This window comes from Candidatus Chloroploca sp. Khr17, assembly GCF_004138165.1.
Classification (GTDB): domain Bacteria; phylum Chloroflexota; class Chloroflexia; order Chloroflexales; family Chloroflexaceae; genus Chloroploca.
Genome location: NZ_RYFF01000024.1, coordinates 1 through 14,263, shown reverse-complemented (window position 1 = coordinate 14,263; position 14,263 = coordinate 1). Strand labels below are relative to the sequence as shown.

The 14,263-nt window shown below is 59.5% G+C and carries 11 protein-coding genes; 7 read left to right on the top strand and 4 right to left on the bottom strand.

Annotated features, from left to right (window positions below; all coding sequences use genetic code 11):
• Positions 1 to 98: 98 nt before the first annotated feature.
• The 3 genes from EKD05_RS14560 (at position 99) to EKD05_RS14550 (ending at position 5,841) form a co-directional block, all read left to right on the top strand.
• On the top strand, positions 99 to 3,401 hold the full coding sequence (locus EKD05_RS14560; protein WP_129673957.1) for an efflux RND transporter permease subunit: 3,303 nt from the start codon (positions 99 to 101) through the stop codon (positions 3,399 to 3,401).
• 132 nt (positions 3,402 to 3,533) lie between these two features.
• Positions 3,534 to 5,096, top strand: coding sequence for an efflux RND transporter periplasmic adaptor subunit (locus EKD05_RS14555; protein WP_240695789.1), 1,563 nt, complete (start codon positions 3,534 to 3,536; stop codon positions 5,094 to 5,096).
• A 142-nt stretch (positions 5,097 to 5,238) separates the two neighbouring features.
• Entirely contained in the window at positions 5,239 to 5,841 is a 603-nt protein-coding gene (locus EKD05_RS14550; RefSeq protein WP_129673955.1) for a TetR/AcrR family transcriptional regulator, read from the top strand.
• Between the two features lie 68 nt (positions 5,842 to 5,909).
• Here EKD05_RS14550 and EKD05_RS14545 read toward each other — a convergent pair whose 3' ends face one another.
• Entirely contained in the window at positions 5,910 to 6,854 is a 945-nt protein-coding gene (locus EKD05_RS14545) for a low molecular weight phosphatase family protein (RefSeq protein ID WP_240695788.1), read from the bottom strand.
• Positions 6,855 to 7,178: 324 nt separating this feature from the next.
• Between EKD05_RS14545 and EKD05_RS14540 the strand changes: the two genes are divergently transcribed.
• The 4 genes from EKD05_RS14540 (at position 7,179) to EKD05_RS14525 (ending at position 11,658) form a co-directional block, all read left to right on the top strand.
• Entirely contained in the window at positions 7,179 to 8,342 is a 1,164-nt protein-coding gene (locus tag EKD05_RS14540) for a M23 family metallopeptidase (RefSeq protein ID WP_240695787.1), read from the top strand.
• Between the two features lie 443 nt (positions 8,343 to 8,785).
• Positions 8,786 to 9,574, top strand: a complete 789-nt coding sequence (locus EKD05_RS14535; RefSeq protein WP_129673951.1) for a metal ABC transporter ATP-binding protein — start codon at positions 8,786 to 8,788, stop codon at positions 9,572 to 9,574.
• Positions 9,574 to 10,443: a metal ABC transporter permease gene (locus tag EKD05_RS14530; RefSeq protein ID WP_129673949.1), complete on the top strand. Its 870-nt coding sequence runs from the start codon at positions 9,574 to 9,576 to the stop codon at positions 10,441 to 10,443. The genes EKD05_RS14535 and EKD05_RS14530 overlap by 1 nt, the downstream gene beginning before the upstream one ends.
• A 111-nt stretch (positions 10,444 to 10,554) precedes the next feature.
• Complete coding sequence (locus EKD05_RS14525) at positions 10,555 to 11,658, top strand: metal ABC transporter permease (RefSeq protein WP_129673948.1); 1,104 nt, start codon at positions 10,555 to 10,557, stop codon at positions 11,656 to 11,658.
• 199 nt (positions 11,659 to 11,857) lie between these two features.
• Here EKD05_RS14525 and EKD05_RS14520 read toward each other — a convergent pair whose 3' ends face one another.
• The 3 genes from EKD05_RS14520 to EKD05_RS14510 form a co-directional block, all read right to left on the bottom strand.
• Positions 11,858 to 12,751 carry a hypothetical protein gene (locus EKD05_RS14520; protein WP_129673946.1) on the bottom strand — a complete coding sequence of 298 codons (894 nt, stop codon included), beginning with the start codon at positions 12,749 to 12,751 and terminating at the stop codon, positions 11,858 to 11,860.
• 123 nt (positions 12,752 to 12,874) lie between these two features.
• On the bottom strand, positions 12,875 to 13,690 hold the full coding sequence (locus EKD05_RS14515) for a hypothetical protein (RefSeq protein ID WP_129673944.1): 816 nt from the start codon (positions 13,688 to 13,690) through the stop codon (positions 12,875 to 12,877).
• 138 nt (positions 13,691 to 13,828) lie between these two features.
• The coding region (locus EKD05_RS14510; RefSeq protein ID WP_165360745.1) for a transposase at positions 13,829 to 14,263 on the bottom strand (435 nt) is incomplete at its 5' end.

The following is a 14,263-nucleotide window of genomic DNA, read 5'->3' as shown; positions in this document are numbered from 1 at the left end:
TTACGGTACAGTAAAGACAAAGCTCGTGCAAGTTGTGTGCATGAGCCATGTGCAGTGCAATGCGCTGTGTGCTTATAACCCTCAATTGAGGAGGCTTGATGGCTACGCCCCAACGCCAAAAAGAAAAGTTGAACGGCCTCTGGGTCTCGGATGTCTCAATCCGCCAGCCAGTCTTTATCACGATGGTGATGCTGGCGATTATGACGTTTGGCATTCTCTCGTTCCGTACGACTCCGGTCAATCTGCTGCCCGATATTGATGTGCCTGTCTTTGTGGTGTCGGTAAACTACCCCGGCGCCGGCCCCGAGAGTGTCGCCGATCAGGTGATTCGCCCAATTGAAGATGCCGTCAATACGCTGGCCGGTCTTCGTGACCTGACCTCGAACTCGAGTGAAGGTTTCGGTTTTGTTGTGCTGGAGTTTGAAGCCGGGACGGATATTAATGAGATTGATCAGAATGTCCGTGAAAAGGTCAATGCGATTTTGCCGTCGTTGCCACGCGATGTGCGCCAACCGGTCTTTGAACGCTTTGATCCGAATCAAGCGCCGATTATGTCAATCGCGGTCGCTGCTACCGCCGGTCAGTCGCCGCTTGCCTTGCGCTCTCAACTCGAAAATGAGATTGTGCCGCTCCTGCAGCGGGTTCCCGGTGTGGGCAATGTGGAGGTAAGCGGCGGTGAGGTGCGCCAGATCAATGTGCTGATGGATCTTGCCCGCCTCCAGGCGTTTGGCATTCTGCCTTCGCAAATCACCCGCTCACTCCAACAAGCCAATGCCAATCTTGGCCTCGGTACCATCGAGCAGGGCGATCAGTCGATTAGTCTCCGTGCGCCGTCATTGCTGCAAACCCCCGAAGATATTGCGCGGATCCAGATTACCGGTACCAATTTCCGCATTGGCGATGTCGCTTCGGTGGAAGATGGCGTCGCTCAGGTGACGCGCTTTTCGCGCCTCGATGGCGATGATGCGATCATCCTCAGTGTCCGCAAGCAGTCGGGGAGCAATACCGTAACCGTTGCTGAAAATGTTCGTGCAGCCGTTGAGGATCTTTTTCGTACGCGCTCGGATCTTATCTATACAATTCCACAAGATGATTCCGAGGCGGTGACGGCGTCGGTTATTTCGTCCCTCGAAGAATTAATCTTCGCCTCGATTGCCGCCTTCCTTGTGGTCTGGTTCTTCTTTCGCAATCTCCGCAGTACGATCATTACGATGATTGGTCTGCCGGTGATTCTCATCGGTACCTTCATCTTTATGCCCTTTTTCGGGCTGACAATTAACCTCATCACGCTGCTTGCCCTCTCGTTATGTGTGGGCCTCGTGATCGACGATGCGATTGTCGTCCGTGAAAATATCTTCCGCCGGATGGAACGCGGTGAGACGGCCCGCATCGCTTCATCCAAAGGCACATCTGAAGTGAGCCTCTCGGTGCTGGCGATGACGCTGACGATCGTCGCGGTCTTTGTGCCGGTGACCTTCGCCGAAGGTACCGCTGGCATTGTGTTCCAGTCCTTTGGCGTCGTTATTGCGGTGGCGATTCTGCTCTCGCTCGTCGAGGCGTTTACCCTCGCCCCGATGATGTCATCGAATGTCTTCCCCAATACCAAAATGAAGCCTCACGATACCCACGGTTCCCGCCGCGAGGCATTGCCGGGGCTCGATATTGATCGCCTTCAACAGGAGAACGATGATCGCGATAGCAGCCTGCTCCAGGAGGCAAAAGAAGATCCGGGGCGCATGGGCGCAGCCTATGGCAAATTGCTCGGCTGGACCCTGGCAAGCACCCGTAACCGGATGATCGTTGTTGCCACATCGATCGGTGTGTTGCTGATCAGTGTGGTGGTGGCCGGTGGCCTCAAGTTTACCTTCTTCCCCGAACAGGATCCCCACGAGTTTCTGATGGGCTTCGAGGCCCGGCCCGGTACGACCCTGGCCGAGACAAATCGCCTCGCGCAACAAGCCGAGCAGATCTTGCTCGCCGATCCCGCGGTTGAAACGGTCATCTCAAATGTCGGTTTTTCGGGCAATCCCGAACGTACCGAGTTTTTTGTGAAGTTGGTCGATCGCACGCCGACAATTCCGGTGCAGGAACGCCTGCGTGAGCAACTCGCCTTTTTGCCGCGTCTCTCGTTTGCCCTGCCCAGTTTCCAACCCACCAGTACCGGCGTCGCCGGCCGCGAGTTCCTGGTCAGCCTCCAATCACCTCGTCCAATTAGCGAGATTGCACCGGTTGTCGCCGCCGTCGAGAACGAGTTCCGCCAGATAGATGGCCTGGTCGATCTTGATACCAATTTCCAGACGGGCAAGCCCGAGTTGCAGTTCATTGCCGATCCTGGCCGCATTGGCGAGCTTGGGGTTACCAACGATGATATTGCCACTTCGGTACGTGCCCTGATCAATGGTGAGCGTGCGACGGTGCTCCGTCAGGGCGGGCAGGACTATGATGTGGTGGTGCGGCTGCGAGAAGAAGACCGGACAGGGGTCGAGTCGCTCGGGGCGATCAGTCTGCCTACCCGTAGCGGCACCGTCCCCCTCAGTTCACTCGGCACGATCGAGGTCTCGAGTAGTCCGGTGACGATCCGTCGTTTCAATCGACTCAACCAGGTGCTGATCGGGGCCAATCTCGAAGGCCGCAATCTCACCGATGTCCAGAACGAGATGAATGAGCGCCTGGATGCGCTCGGCATTCCCGATGACGTTGTGGTTAGCTACGTCGGCTTGCTGCAGCAAACCACCGAAGGATTTGACTCGCTCTTGCTCGCGATGGCGCTCTCGGTGCTCTTTGTCTATATGGTGCTCGCATCGCAATTTGGTTCCTTTACCCAGCCCCTGGTGATTATGATGGCCATGCCCTTCAGTTTCATCGGGGCCTTCCTGGCGCTCCGCATCATCGGCATTGACCTCGACATCACCGGGATGATCGGCCTGATTTTGCTGCTTGGTCTTGTGGTCAAGAATTCGATCCTGCTGGTCGATTTTACCAACCAGCTCCGCGCACTTGGCCTTAATAAACACGATTCGCTGCGGCTCGCCGGGGCGATCCGTCTCCGCCCAATCCTGATGACCGCTATCTCGCTAATCGCTGGCGCACTGCCGACCGCGATGGGCATTCACGTCTTTGGTACCGGGCAAGGCACTGAGTTCCGCAGTGGCCTCGCCTGGGTCATCATCGGCGGGATGACCACCTCAACGATCCTGACCCTGCTGGTCGTGCCGACGGTGTACAGTCTGATCGAAGGGATGACCTCGCGCTTCAACAACTGGTTTATCCGCAAGTTTCCCAGCGCAGGTGAACCCGAAGCCCAGCCTGAACCAACGGTCGCCACGGGGGCAACCGCAATCACTCCGACACCACCGGCATCCGCAACGATGCCAACACAGACGGAATCATCAGCCGATTAATGAGCACGTAGGGGCGAAGCACCCGCCCCTGCGCCATCCCAAAGCGGCACCATGGTCACGGGCGAGGGCTTCGCCCGTCGCTAGCACACGATATCAGCGCTAACAACGTACATATATTAAGGAGTGTCTTTCGTGTTACGCAAACTTGTCTTGAGTGGGATGGCAGCCGCGCTGCTCGCTGGCTGTGCCACTACGGCACAGCCCGAAAGCGCAGCTACGCCTGTGCCGACGATAGCTCTGCCCGCGTCTTCGACAGGCAGTAGCCCTGCCCAACCAGATGCCGAGGGGGTGCTCGCCGCCCCGACCGCCGCACCGCTGCTCGCGCTCGGCGTGACTGCGTCGGGCGAAATCGCCCCGAAACGAAGCGCGTCGCTCCTCTTCCGGGTGCCAGGTACCGTCGCCGAGGTGATGGTCGAAGAGGGTATGAGCGTCCGTGAAGGCCAAGAACTGATCCGGCTTGATGTCTCCGAGCTTGAACTAGCCTTGCGCCAGGCCGAAGCTGGGCTGGCCCAGGCCCAGGCCGGCTACGAGCGCCTCGTTGAAGGGGCTACCCCTGAAGAGGTCGCCGCTGCCCGCGCCCAGGTTGCGCAGGCCCAGGCAGGGCTGCGCCAGACTACTGGGAGCGTTACGTCCGAAGATATCGCCGCTGCCGAGGCTGCGCTTGCCAGTGCGCTCGCCCGCCAGGCCGAAGTAGCCGCCGGCCCACGCACCCCCGATCTCCAGCAGGCCGAAGCAGGCGTCGCCCAGGCCCGTGCGAATCTTGAAGTGCAACGGACAAATCTCTCGGCGGCCAAGACCAACGCGCAACTCCAACTCGATATTGCCGCCAATGGTCTGCGTGACGCCCAACAAGCCTATTCAGATATCTACTGGCGCAATCGCGAAACCGAGTTGCAGTTGAGCAAGTTTGGGCTGGAGATCCCGCAAGAGGCGCTGGACGCCGAGCAGCAGACGCTACGGGCGGTGCAAAATGCCGAGACGCGTTTTGCCCAGGCCCAACTCGCCTACGACCAGACGACCCAGAATGAGGTCGAAGGCATCCGTGCCGCCGAAGCGAGCGTTGCCAACGCCGAAGCAAGCCTGCAGCGCCTGCTCGATGGGGCCACCGCCGAGCAACGCGCCGCCGTTGATGCCCAGGTTGCCCAGGCCCGTGCGTCACTCGACCGCTTGCGCGGCGATCAGCGCGCTGGCTCGCTCGACGCCGCCCGCGCCGGTGTTGCGGCTGCCCAGGCCAATCTCGCCCGTGCCACGAGCGATCCGACCGCGGCCACCCTGGCTGGCTCGCTCGCCCAGGTTGAGCAGGCCCGCGCTGCCGTCGAATCAGCCCAACTCAACCTCGGCAAAACCGTGCTCCGCGCCCCCTTCGACGGCACCATTGCCATTGTCAACGTCGAAATCGGTGACAGCGTCGGTGGCGCGGGCTTGCCCGTGGTGCAGATCGTTGATGTCAGCGAATTGCGCGTCGAAGTTAGTGTCAGCGATACCGATGTCGCCCGCGTCCGCGAGGGCATGCCCGCCACCGTCACGCTCGACGCGATCCCAGGGCAAACCTTTACCGGCAACGTCAGTTTCATCGCCCCGACCGCGACGGTCGTTGGCAATGTCCGTACCTTCGCCGTGCGGATCACCCTCGATGAACAGACAGGGCTGCGCGCCGGCATGAGCGCCCGTGTCACCATCCAACTTGATGGCTAAGAAGTGCCTCCGGCTGGGTTTTGGGGGCCTACGGCCCCCAAGAATCTCGCTTGTGCTGGCGCAAACGGCCAACTCCGTTGGCCGTTTGCGCCAGCACAAGCCTGGGGTTTGAGGGCGACAGCCCTCATTATTGAGAAAATCTATGAGTCAAACCCTACGCGAACGCCGTAAAGCATTGCTCCGTGATGAAATTCTCGCCGCGACACACCAGTTGATGGCCGAGCGTGGCTATGCAGCCTTCTCGATGGAGGAACTCGCGGCACGCGTCGGCGTCTCCAAGCCGACGCTCTACAATCAGTTCCCCACCAAAGAGGATCTGGTGGCAACGATGGCAATGCAGCTGATGGAGCGTACCTTTGCCCAGGTCGAGGCGGCGAGCGAGGCGTCGCCGTTGCAGCGTCTCCTCACCTTTCTCCATACAAGTGTGCGCCTGCAAATCGAGCATCGTACCTGCGCGATGCAACTCTGGCTGCCCGAGATTATTGATCTGCTGGAACGCCATCCACGCTCGCAAGACTATCTGGCACGCATTGATGCCCACCTGGTCGCCACGATCGAAGAGGCCATTGCTGTCGGCGAAATTGCCTCCTCGATTGATGTTGCTAGCGTCGTCCGCATCTTCAATGCGCTCAATATCTCACCAAGTATCGGCTGGATCAGCGTCAGCGGCGAACCAGACCCCAAGCGCCTCGCCGATACAGTTGTCGCCGTCTTTCGCCAGGGTCTCGCCCCGCAGGGAACCTGATGTTCATTCGTCAGTAATTTGTGCTCAAAAAAACGATCAGCTTTGATGATCGTTTTTTTGAGCACAAATTACTGAAAGTGCCCCAACATCGCCGAAGCAGCGGTCACATCTGTTGCCGTAAGCGGCGCAGCGAGCCGGGCAAACGCCTTGAGCAACAGGTGCGCCTGATCAGGCGTCGGGAGAGCGTTTGCCAGCACCAGCATTGCCCGTACCAACGCCAGGTAAGCGCGCCCAAAGCCGTCAAGAGGTGCAGTTTGCTCGAGCTCGCCCAGATCGGCCAGCAGATGGTGACGCGCCGCCGCCCAGATGATCACATCAGGCACTTCGGCGATGAGCAGCAAGATGCGCTCGGCTCGTTGCACCAAAAGCGTCGCTTGTTCCATCGGCGGCAAAGGCTCACGCCGTTCGTGCGGCAGTGCCATTGAGAGAGCGGTCGCAGGCAACGCAACGCCGCGCACTTCCAGGTCAAGGCGAGACGGATCGGGCTCGCTTGCTTCTCCAGACGGCGCAGCCGCAGGTTCAAGCGAAGAGCCCGCCCCGGTGTCCGACGACAAGGCAGGGTCAACAAGTTGGCACAGACGCATCATGCCAGCCCGTAACAACATTACAATTTCATTACCATATTGCACCCAGGCCCCGACCTGCATGCGAAAAGGGTCAGGGATATCGCGCGCCCGACCGGCCAGTTCACCCAGACTAACCGTCACCGCATCAGGAAAGCGCATCCGCACCACACGGGCAATGCCGCTATCAATCGCCAGTAACACCTGTGCCTGCACCACCAGTTCAGGCGTGAGTGAACGCGCACGATGAGCCTCTAGATCAAACCCGAGGATCATCATCGCCGAGCGCGCCTCTGGCTCAGCCGAATAACCATCGTGCCCCACAATCCCCGTCGAGGCCACGTCCCACGGCAAGCCCTGCTCGCCAAGCAAACGCCGCAACATCGCCGCCGCCATCGGCGCACGACCGGTATCTGCCGCACCCACAATGAGAATATCTGGCTTTGCCATGCCATGTATCATACCACAACTACCCCCTCGCTCCCAGAAGATGTGCGAGCACGTTGCCTCAACCCCACCCTGGTTGCGACGGGCACGGTGTGCCTGTCGCAACCAAAATTTGATCATTTTGTCAGTTTGTGATATGTTTATCAGGCTGCCTGACCATGAACGTCACGGTGCATGTCTTCATAGCGAAGCGTCGAGCCATGTCTGCTCGTGCTTCCCAGAGCTTCCGAAAGGCTCTACCCAAGGCCGTATGCCCTGTCTGCACCGGCCTGATCCAGGAACGATCGCGGGGTTCGCCCCACCATTACTGACCCAGGAGGTTCTCGTTTGTTGAGTCTACGTGCGACTCTGCCCGGCAAGTTTGTCCTCGGCTCACGTCAACGCATACTCGCTTGCTTCCTGCTGCTGGTTCTGCTCGCAGCTTCCACCCTGAGCCCGTCACCCGCTCAGGCTGCTCAAAGTCTGGTTCTGCCAACCCCGGCTGGCGAATCCTGGCGCATTATTCAAGGTTATGCTTGCGGTACCCACAATAGCTGGGATCGCTATTCACTTGATCTTATTCAGGTCAACGGACCTACCTATGGCGCACCGATCCGCGCCGCCGCCAATGGCACCGTCTGGCATTGGGAAGCCGGCAGTGGAACGCTCATTCTCCATCACGGGAATCAGTTTTTCACGATGTATACTCATCTCCAAAGTGCGGTGGCAACCTCCCGCGGTGTCTTCTTTGAAGCCGGTCAGACCCTTGGCTACGCCGGCGACCGCGGTTCACGCGGTACCCCCCATCTCCATTTCACCGCGTTTACGGCAAATCGTGATGGCTGGAGTGGCAAGCAGTCGATCCCGCTGAAGTTCGCTGAAGGCTATGACCTCCCCGAGATTGGTGGATGCAGCCAGCACGGCGGTAAAGTAATGACCGCCATGGCGCTCCAGCCACCCGAGGTCGTCTTCAGTTCTGAGCTCCAACCCGACACCTGGACAAATCAGGATCTGCGGATCAATTTTACGATCAACTGGGGCGGCGGTGGCCTCAGCCAGGCCTGGAACCAGGAACCTGCGGAGGATCGTCCGATGTTCCCGTCAGTGGTTGATGGCTATGCCCAACTGTCCGATAAGGGCGAAGGCAAGCACATGCTCTATGTGCGCGCCTGGGGACCCGATCGCAAGCAGACCCTCGCCAGTTATGGGCCGGTTGGTTTCGACCAGACACCACCCTCGACACCCATAGCGATCCCGGCCATGACGGTAAAACCGGGGGTCGTGGTCGTGCCCTGGCAACCCGCTGAAGATGCCCTCTCGGGCGTAAACGGCTACCTCGTTTATATCGGGGCCGATCCTGAAGGTACGTCACGCTGGTTTACGCCTGACCCGGTCGTCAAGACCGAGCCGCTCAATCCTGGTGAGTACCTCGTGCGCGTGCAGAGCCTCGATCATGCCGGGAATAGTAGCCCCTGGACGACCATCGGGACAATCACCGTCACGGATGAGTAGTTGGCTGCTTCTCGCCCAGCATGTCAGCCTTGGTGGCAGAGCACTACCTTCCAAGTAAGCCCTTTTCAACCCCTCCCCAGCCCTTCCCGCTGGGGGTTGCACGCATGACATCAGAGCGTGCCGACTGATGGGCTTCCAGAAATGAATCCGTTCGACCAGACCTCACAGGCCTCGCAAACCTGTGAGGTTTCGCCCATGGCGCGTATAACGGATTAAGGACTCCGTGCTCAAGGAGAAACCAGCAAGCCGATGGCCGACCTGGTGGCAGAACGAACAAAAGCTCATCGTTTGGCTGAAAGAACGTGATATGCCGCAGGATGAACGCCCATCGGTGAGCAACTTTCAAGCAACGTGCCATGTGGGCCATTGACAAAAACCCTCGTCTATGATATTTTAGGTATAACTAAAATAAATTTCTGGCATGGCAAATTTGGAGGAGTGTGATGCAGCCTGCGTTGACCATTACTGATTTGACTGTTGCATATCACGAGAAGCCTGTGCTCTGGGATGTTGATCTCGAGGTGCCTGCCAGTACGCTGATGGCGATTGTTGGGCCGAATGGGGCCGGCAAGACGACGCTGATCAAGGCTGCGCTCGGTCTGGTGCGCCCCGCTGCCGGTCAGACGCTCTTTTATGGCCGTCCGTATCGCGAGCAACGTCGCCTGGTGGGGTATGTGCCTCAGCGCGGGAGCGTTGATTGGGATTTCCCGACGAGTGTGCTCGATGTGGTGATGATGGGCCGCTACGGGAGCTTGGGGTGGTTCCGTCGTCCCGGCAAAGCTGAACGCCAGCAGGCTCTGGCCGCCCTCGCGAAGGTGCGCATGGCCGATTTTGCCACCCGTCAGATCAGCCAACTCTCGGGCGGGCAACAGCAACGGGTCTTTCTGGCGCGTGCCCTCGTTCAGGATGCGCAGATCTATTTTATGGACGAGCCCTTTCAGGGGGTTGATGCCATCACCGAGCGTGCCATCATCGATCTGCTGCGCGATCTGCGCGCCAGCGGCAAGACGGTCATCGTTGTCCACCACGATCTCCAAACGGTGCCCGAGTATTTTGATCAGGTCTGTCTGATCAATGTGCGCCGCATCGCCAGTGGCCCGGTCGCCGAGGTCTTTACCGAAGCAAATCTGCGCGCCACCTATGGTGGACGCATTGCCTTCCTTGGGCATGCCGAAGATGACGAAGCCACACCGAGCCGCACCGAGGGTATGCTGAAAGGAGTGGCCGACTGATGGAACTCTTTGCTGATTATACGCTGCGCATGGTGGCCCTCGGGTCGGCTATGCTTGGCATCGTCAGCGGGGTGCTTGGCTGCTTTGCCGTGCTACGCCGTCAGGCGCTGCTCGGCGATGCAATGTCCCATGCGGCCCTCCCCGGCATTGTGGTGGCTTTTATGCTGACCGGGCAACGCGATCCACTTATTTTGATGCTCGGGGCCGCAGGCTCCGCCTGGCTTGCCGCCCTCTTGTTGATGAGTGTGACCCGTACCACCCGCGTCAAAGAAGATAGTAGCCTCGCCCTGATCCTGGCCGTCTTTTTTGGGACTGGTCTCGTGTTACTCTCGTGGTTGCAGCAGCGCCCCGATGCGGCGCAAGCTGGGTTGCGCAGTTTCCTCTTTGGGCAGGCCGCCGCGATGGTGGCCCGTGATGTCCAGGTGATGGTCGCCCTCGGTGTGCCAACCCTGTTGGTCGTTGCGCTCTTCTGGAAGCAGTTCAAGGTGCTCACCTTTGACCCTGAATATGCCGCGAGCCTTGGCTTGCCGGTGCGTGGCTTGAGTGTGCTGCTGACCTCGTTGATCATTGTCGCCATTGTGCTCGGTCTCCAGACCGTCGGGGTTGTGCTGATGAGTGCGATGCTCGTCGCCCCAGCCGCCGCCGCCCGCCAGTGGACCGACCGCCTCGGCGTGATGATTGTGCTAGCGGGATGCTTTGGCGCAAGCGCAGGCGTCGTTGGGGCACTTATCAGTGCCACCGCACGTGGGCTCGCCACCGGGCCAACCATTGTGCTCTGTCTCGGGGCGCTCACCCTGGTCTCGTTTCTTTTTGCACCCAACCGGGGGCTGATCTGGCGCGCCACGCGCAAGATGCAGCTCCAGGTGTAGGCGCAAGGCTTCAGGATTTAACGCAAAGCCGCAGAGGCACGAAGCACTGAAATCTGAAATCTGAAATCTGAAATCTGAAATCTGAAATGGTATAGAGAGAGGGGTGCCACGATGTCGTCAACAATGGAAGTGCAACTCATTGCGATCGTGGTCGCCGCAGCCTGTGCCTTGCCGGGGGTCTTCCTCGTCTTGCGCCGGATGGCAATGATGAGCGATGCGATTAGCCATACGGTTTTGCTTGGCATTGTGCTTGGCTATTTTGTGACTCGCGATCTCGCTTCGCCGTTGCTCTTTGCGGGTGCGGTTGCAACCGGGGTCTTGACGGTCAGCCTCGTTGAAATGTTGACCCGTACCAATCTGATCAAAGAAGACGCCGCTATTGGCCTCGTCTTTCCGGTGCTCTTTAGCATTGCGGTGATCCTGATTTCACGCTACGCGGGCAATGTCCATCTCGATACCGATGCGGTGCTGCTTGGTGAACTAGCATTTGCGCCATTTGATCGCATTACCTGGGGCTGGCTCGATCTTCCCCGGGCCTTGCTGATCGGCAGCATCACGCTCGTGCTCAACCTAGGGCTGATTGTGCTCTTGTACAAAGAGCTCAAGCTTGCAACGTTTGATGTTGGCCTCGCCGCAACGCTCGGGTTCAGCCCGGTGCTGGTGCATTACGGCCTGATGACCGTCGTCTCCATTACGGCCGTCGGCGCTTTTGATGCGGTTGGCTCGATCCTTGTCGTTGCGCTGATGGTTGCCCCGCCTGCGGCAGCCTATCTCTTGACCGATCGCTTGTCACGCATGCTCGGCCTGAGTGTCGCCATTGCCGTGCTCAGTGCCGTGCTTGGCTACTGGTTTGCCCGCTGGTTCAATGTCTCGATTGCCGGTTCGATGGCAATGATGACCGGGGTTGCCTTCCTCGTGGCCTTCCTCTTTGCGCCGGCCCGCGGCCTGGTGGCGCTTGGGGTACGGCGTTCGCGCCAGCGCTGGGAATTTGCCCAGCAGATGCTGACGCTCCACCTGCTCAACCACGAAGGTACCGCCGAGGCCGACGACGAGTGCAGTCGCAACCACCTGAGCCACCATCTCCGCTGGCAACCACGCTTCGCCGCGACCGTGATTCGCCTGGCCGAACAGGGTGGCCTGATCCAGTGCGATGGCATGCGCCTGATGCTCACCGAGCAGGGGCGTCGCCTCGCCCAAGAGGCGAGTCTCCGCTAAGGGAGGGCAAGCTCTCCCTGAACACCCCCCTTAGCTCCAATACTTTTCAAATAAGCTCACGCGAAGACGCGAAGGGTTACGCTCACCTACGCAAAAACCTTTGCGCCTTTGCGCCTTTGCGTCAAAAGAGCCGCCTTCTTTGCAAGGTATTGCCCTTAGCTCATCCGCAAGACAGCAAGCGTAGCATGCAAGCATGGCGCTATGGCGCAACGCCATACTCAACCTCGACATTGAGCAGATAGAGCTGCCCGGCAAAGGTTTCACTATTGGCCGCATTGCCCCGCAGCAGGAAGAATGACCAGAGTGATGTCGCGGCGAGGTTACTGTCGGTCAGGGTGAAACTCTGGCTGTAGATACGGTACCACGACGGGCCACTCGGGAAGGTCAACAAGCTGTCGGCATCGCGCGTTCCTGGATTGGTCAGCCACTCACCCGAACCGGGCGTGTACGTATTGAGCTTGAGCCGCCAGTTGACCGCCCCGGCCCCGTTGCCGCCCAGCGCAAAAAAGACGCGCACCGTCACCGGCGAGGTGCCGTCCCAATCCGCCGGACGCGCCAGATAAAAGCCGGCTTCGTCATTGACATTGGCGGCCCAGCGCAGCGCCAGATCGTTGTCCATCAGCAGATTCGCCGAGTCGAGATCGCGGATCAATGCGGCCGGGCTGATATTCACTGTACGGGTCTGGCTAGCGGCCGTCGTTCCCGCTCCCGTGGCTGCCGGAGTCACGACCTGACGAGGCGTCAGCACGGTGAAGGTAGTGCTGCCCTGCGGGCGTACCGCAACTTCAACATAGACCGCTTGATCGCGTGCGGGCAGGCTCAGCGGGGCGGCAAAGCGTCCCTCAACCACCGTCACATCAGGCAGAGCCAGCGCTTCACCAATCGGCTGCCCATCAGTGAGCGCATCAAAAAGCTGGAACACGAGATCGTACTGGCCCTGCGCAGGAGCGCCACCATCCTCAAGATAGCCCTCGTAGGTAACGCTCGCGTGAGCCGTGGCCGATTCGACGGTGACTGGCTTTTGCAGCCACCCGAACCACGCAACAACGATCGCAAGGCCGGTGAACAAAAGCAGCGCTAGACGGCGTACCATAGCAACAACTCCCTTCTAAGCGAAGGATTTAGAAGATAGCAAAGAGCAAATAGCCGAGTGCATCAGCAATGCGATGCACACCTCTGAACAGTAAAGTTGCTTGAAACCTTTCCTCCAGAAGCGTTAACGCCGAATGATCGGCAGATAGACAACATACGACGGCGGATTGCGCAGATATGCAACTTCTGCATTGAGCAGGTAGAGTTGCCCGGCAAAGGTTTCACTATTGGCCGCATTGCCCCGCAGCAGGAAGAATGACCAGAGGGGATTGTTGGCGAGGTTACTGTCGGTCAGGGTGAAACTCTGGCTGTAGATACGGTACCACGACGGGCCACTCGGGAAGGTCAACAAGCTATCGGCATCGCGCGTTCCTGGATTGGTCAGCCATTCACCCGAACCAGGCGTATACGTATTGAGCTTGAGCCGCCAGTTGACGGCCCCGGCCCCGTTGCCGCCCAGCGCAAAGAAGACGCGCACCGTCACCGGCGACGTGCCGTCCCAATCCGCTGGACGCGCCAGATAAAAGCCGGCTTCGTCATTCACATTGGCGGCCCAGCGCAGCGCCAGATCGTTGTCCATCACCAGATTAGCCGAGTCGAGATCACGAATGAAAGCCGCCGGGCTGATGCTGACACTGCGCGTAAGCACGTGGGCTTGGGCAAGCATCGGCAGCGAACCGGTTGAAATCCTCGACCACCCGAGGCGCAATGATGGCGCAAAGCTTACCGGACGTGACCGCAGATGGCCCTGGAGTTGGTACGTGCCACCACGCATAGAGGATTGAGGGGCGGCATTGCTATCAGCCGAAAAAGCGTGTCCAGGCTGCATCAGCCTGAATGTACCCAAGCCTAGCACCAACCCAAGCAGAACCAGCACGAACAGGAACAAGCGTTGCGGAGCAACCCCTATGCGCTTGAACCGCGGCTCTCGTTTTTCCATATGCGCACTCCTGAGGTTGACCCGTGTAGACGCAACGGCGCAACGGCGCAACGGCGCAAAGCTGCGCATCGTAAGGCAGCGCATGCCTGGTGAGTATAGCATACGGATAGCATAATGAGAACCCAAGTCAAGCGACCGTTACGACTTGGGGACTACTTCTGCCAGCCCCTCTGGGGGCCAGCCGAGCAACTGCCCCCGACAGAGCTGGGCCATCGGCAGTGTACTCACGTCGTAGCCGGCCAGTTCGAGCGGGCACTTGCCCCGGATGCGCTCCTGCGCGTCTTGGGTAAACGGCGTCAGGCGGTAGCACCACTCGAAGACGACCAGATAACGCTCAGCCGTCTCGATACTGTGGAAGCCGCAGAAGTTCTGATAGTGTTGCGCGAAACGCCGGATCACCAACTCCGTCGTGTTGTTGGTCAGCGGGATGCGCTCGCTCTCGATGGCGTTGACTAGCTTCGGCCAGTGGTGCTCCAGACTGGTAAACACCGGCGCCACCTCCGGCTGCGCCGCGACGTACGCCTCTCGCAGCGCCAGCACCCGTGCGTAGCGCCGCTCGGCCGTGCGCTTCGT

Bases quoted from the DNA above. Each gene is read 5' to 3' on its own strand.
- EKD05_RS14560 (WP_129673957.1), top strand. From the start codon at position 99: ATGGCTACGCCCCAACGCCAAAAAGAAAAGTTGAACGGCCTCTGGGTC.
- EKD05_RS14550 (WP_129673955.1), top strand. From the start codon at position 5,239: ATGAGTCAAACCCTACGCGAACGCCGTAAAGCATTGCTCCGTGATGAA.
- EKD05_RS14545 (WP_240695788.1), bottom strand. From the start codon at position 6,854: ATGGCAAAGCCAGATATTCTCATTGTGGGTGCGGCAGATACCGGTCGT.
- EKD05_RS14535 (WP_129673951.1), top strand. From the start codon at position 8,786: ATGCAGCCTGCGTTGACCATTACTGATTTGACTGTTGCATATCACGAG.
- EKD05_RS14530 (WP_129673949.1), top strand. From the start codon at position 9,574: ATGGAACTCTTTGCTGATTATACGCTGCGCATGGTGGCCCTCGGGTCG.
- EKD05_RS14525 (WP_129673948.1), top strand. From the start codon at position 10,555: ATGTCGTCAACAATGGAAGTGCAACTCATTGCGATCGTGGTCGCCGCA.
- EKD05_RS14520 (WP_129673946.1), bottom strand. From the start codon at position 12,751: ATGGTACGCCGTCTAGCGCTGCTTTTGTTCACCGGCCTTGCGATCGTT.
- EKD05_RS14515 (WP_129673944.1), bottom strand. From the start codon at position 13,690: ATGGAAAAACGAGAGCCGCGGTTCAAGCGCATAGGGGTTGCTCCGCAA.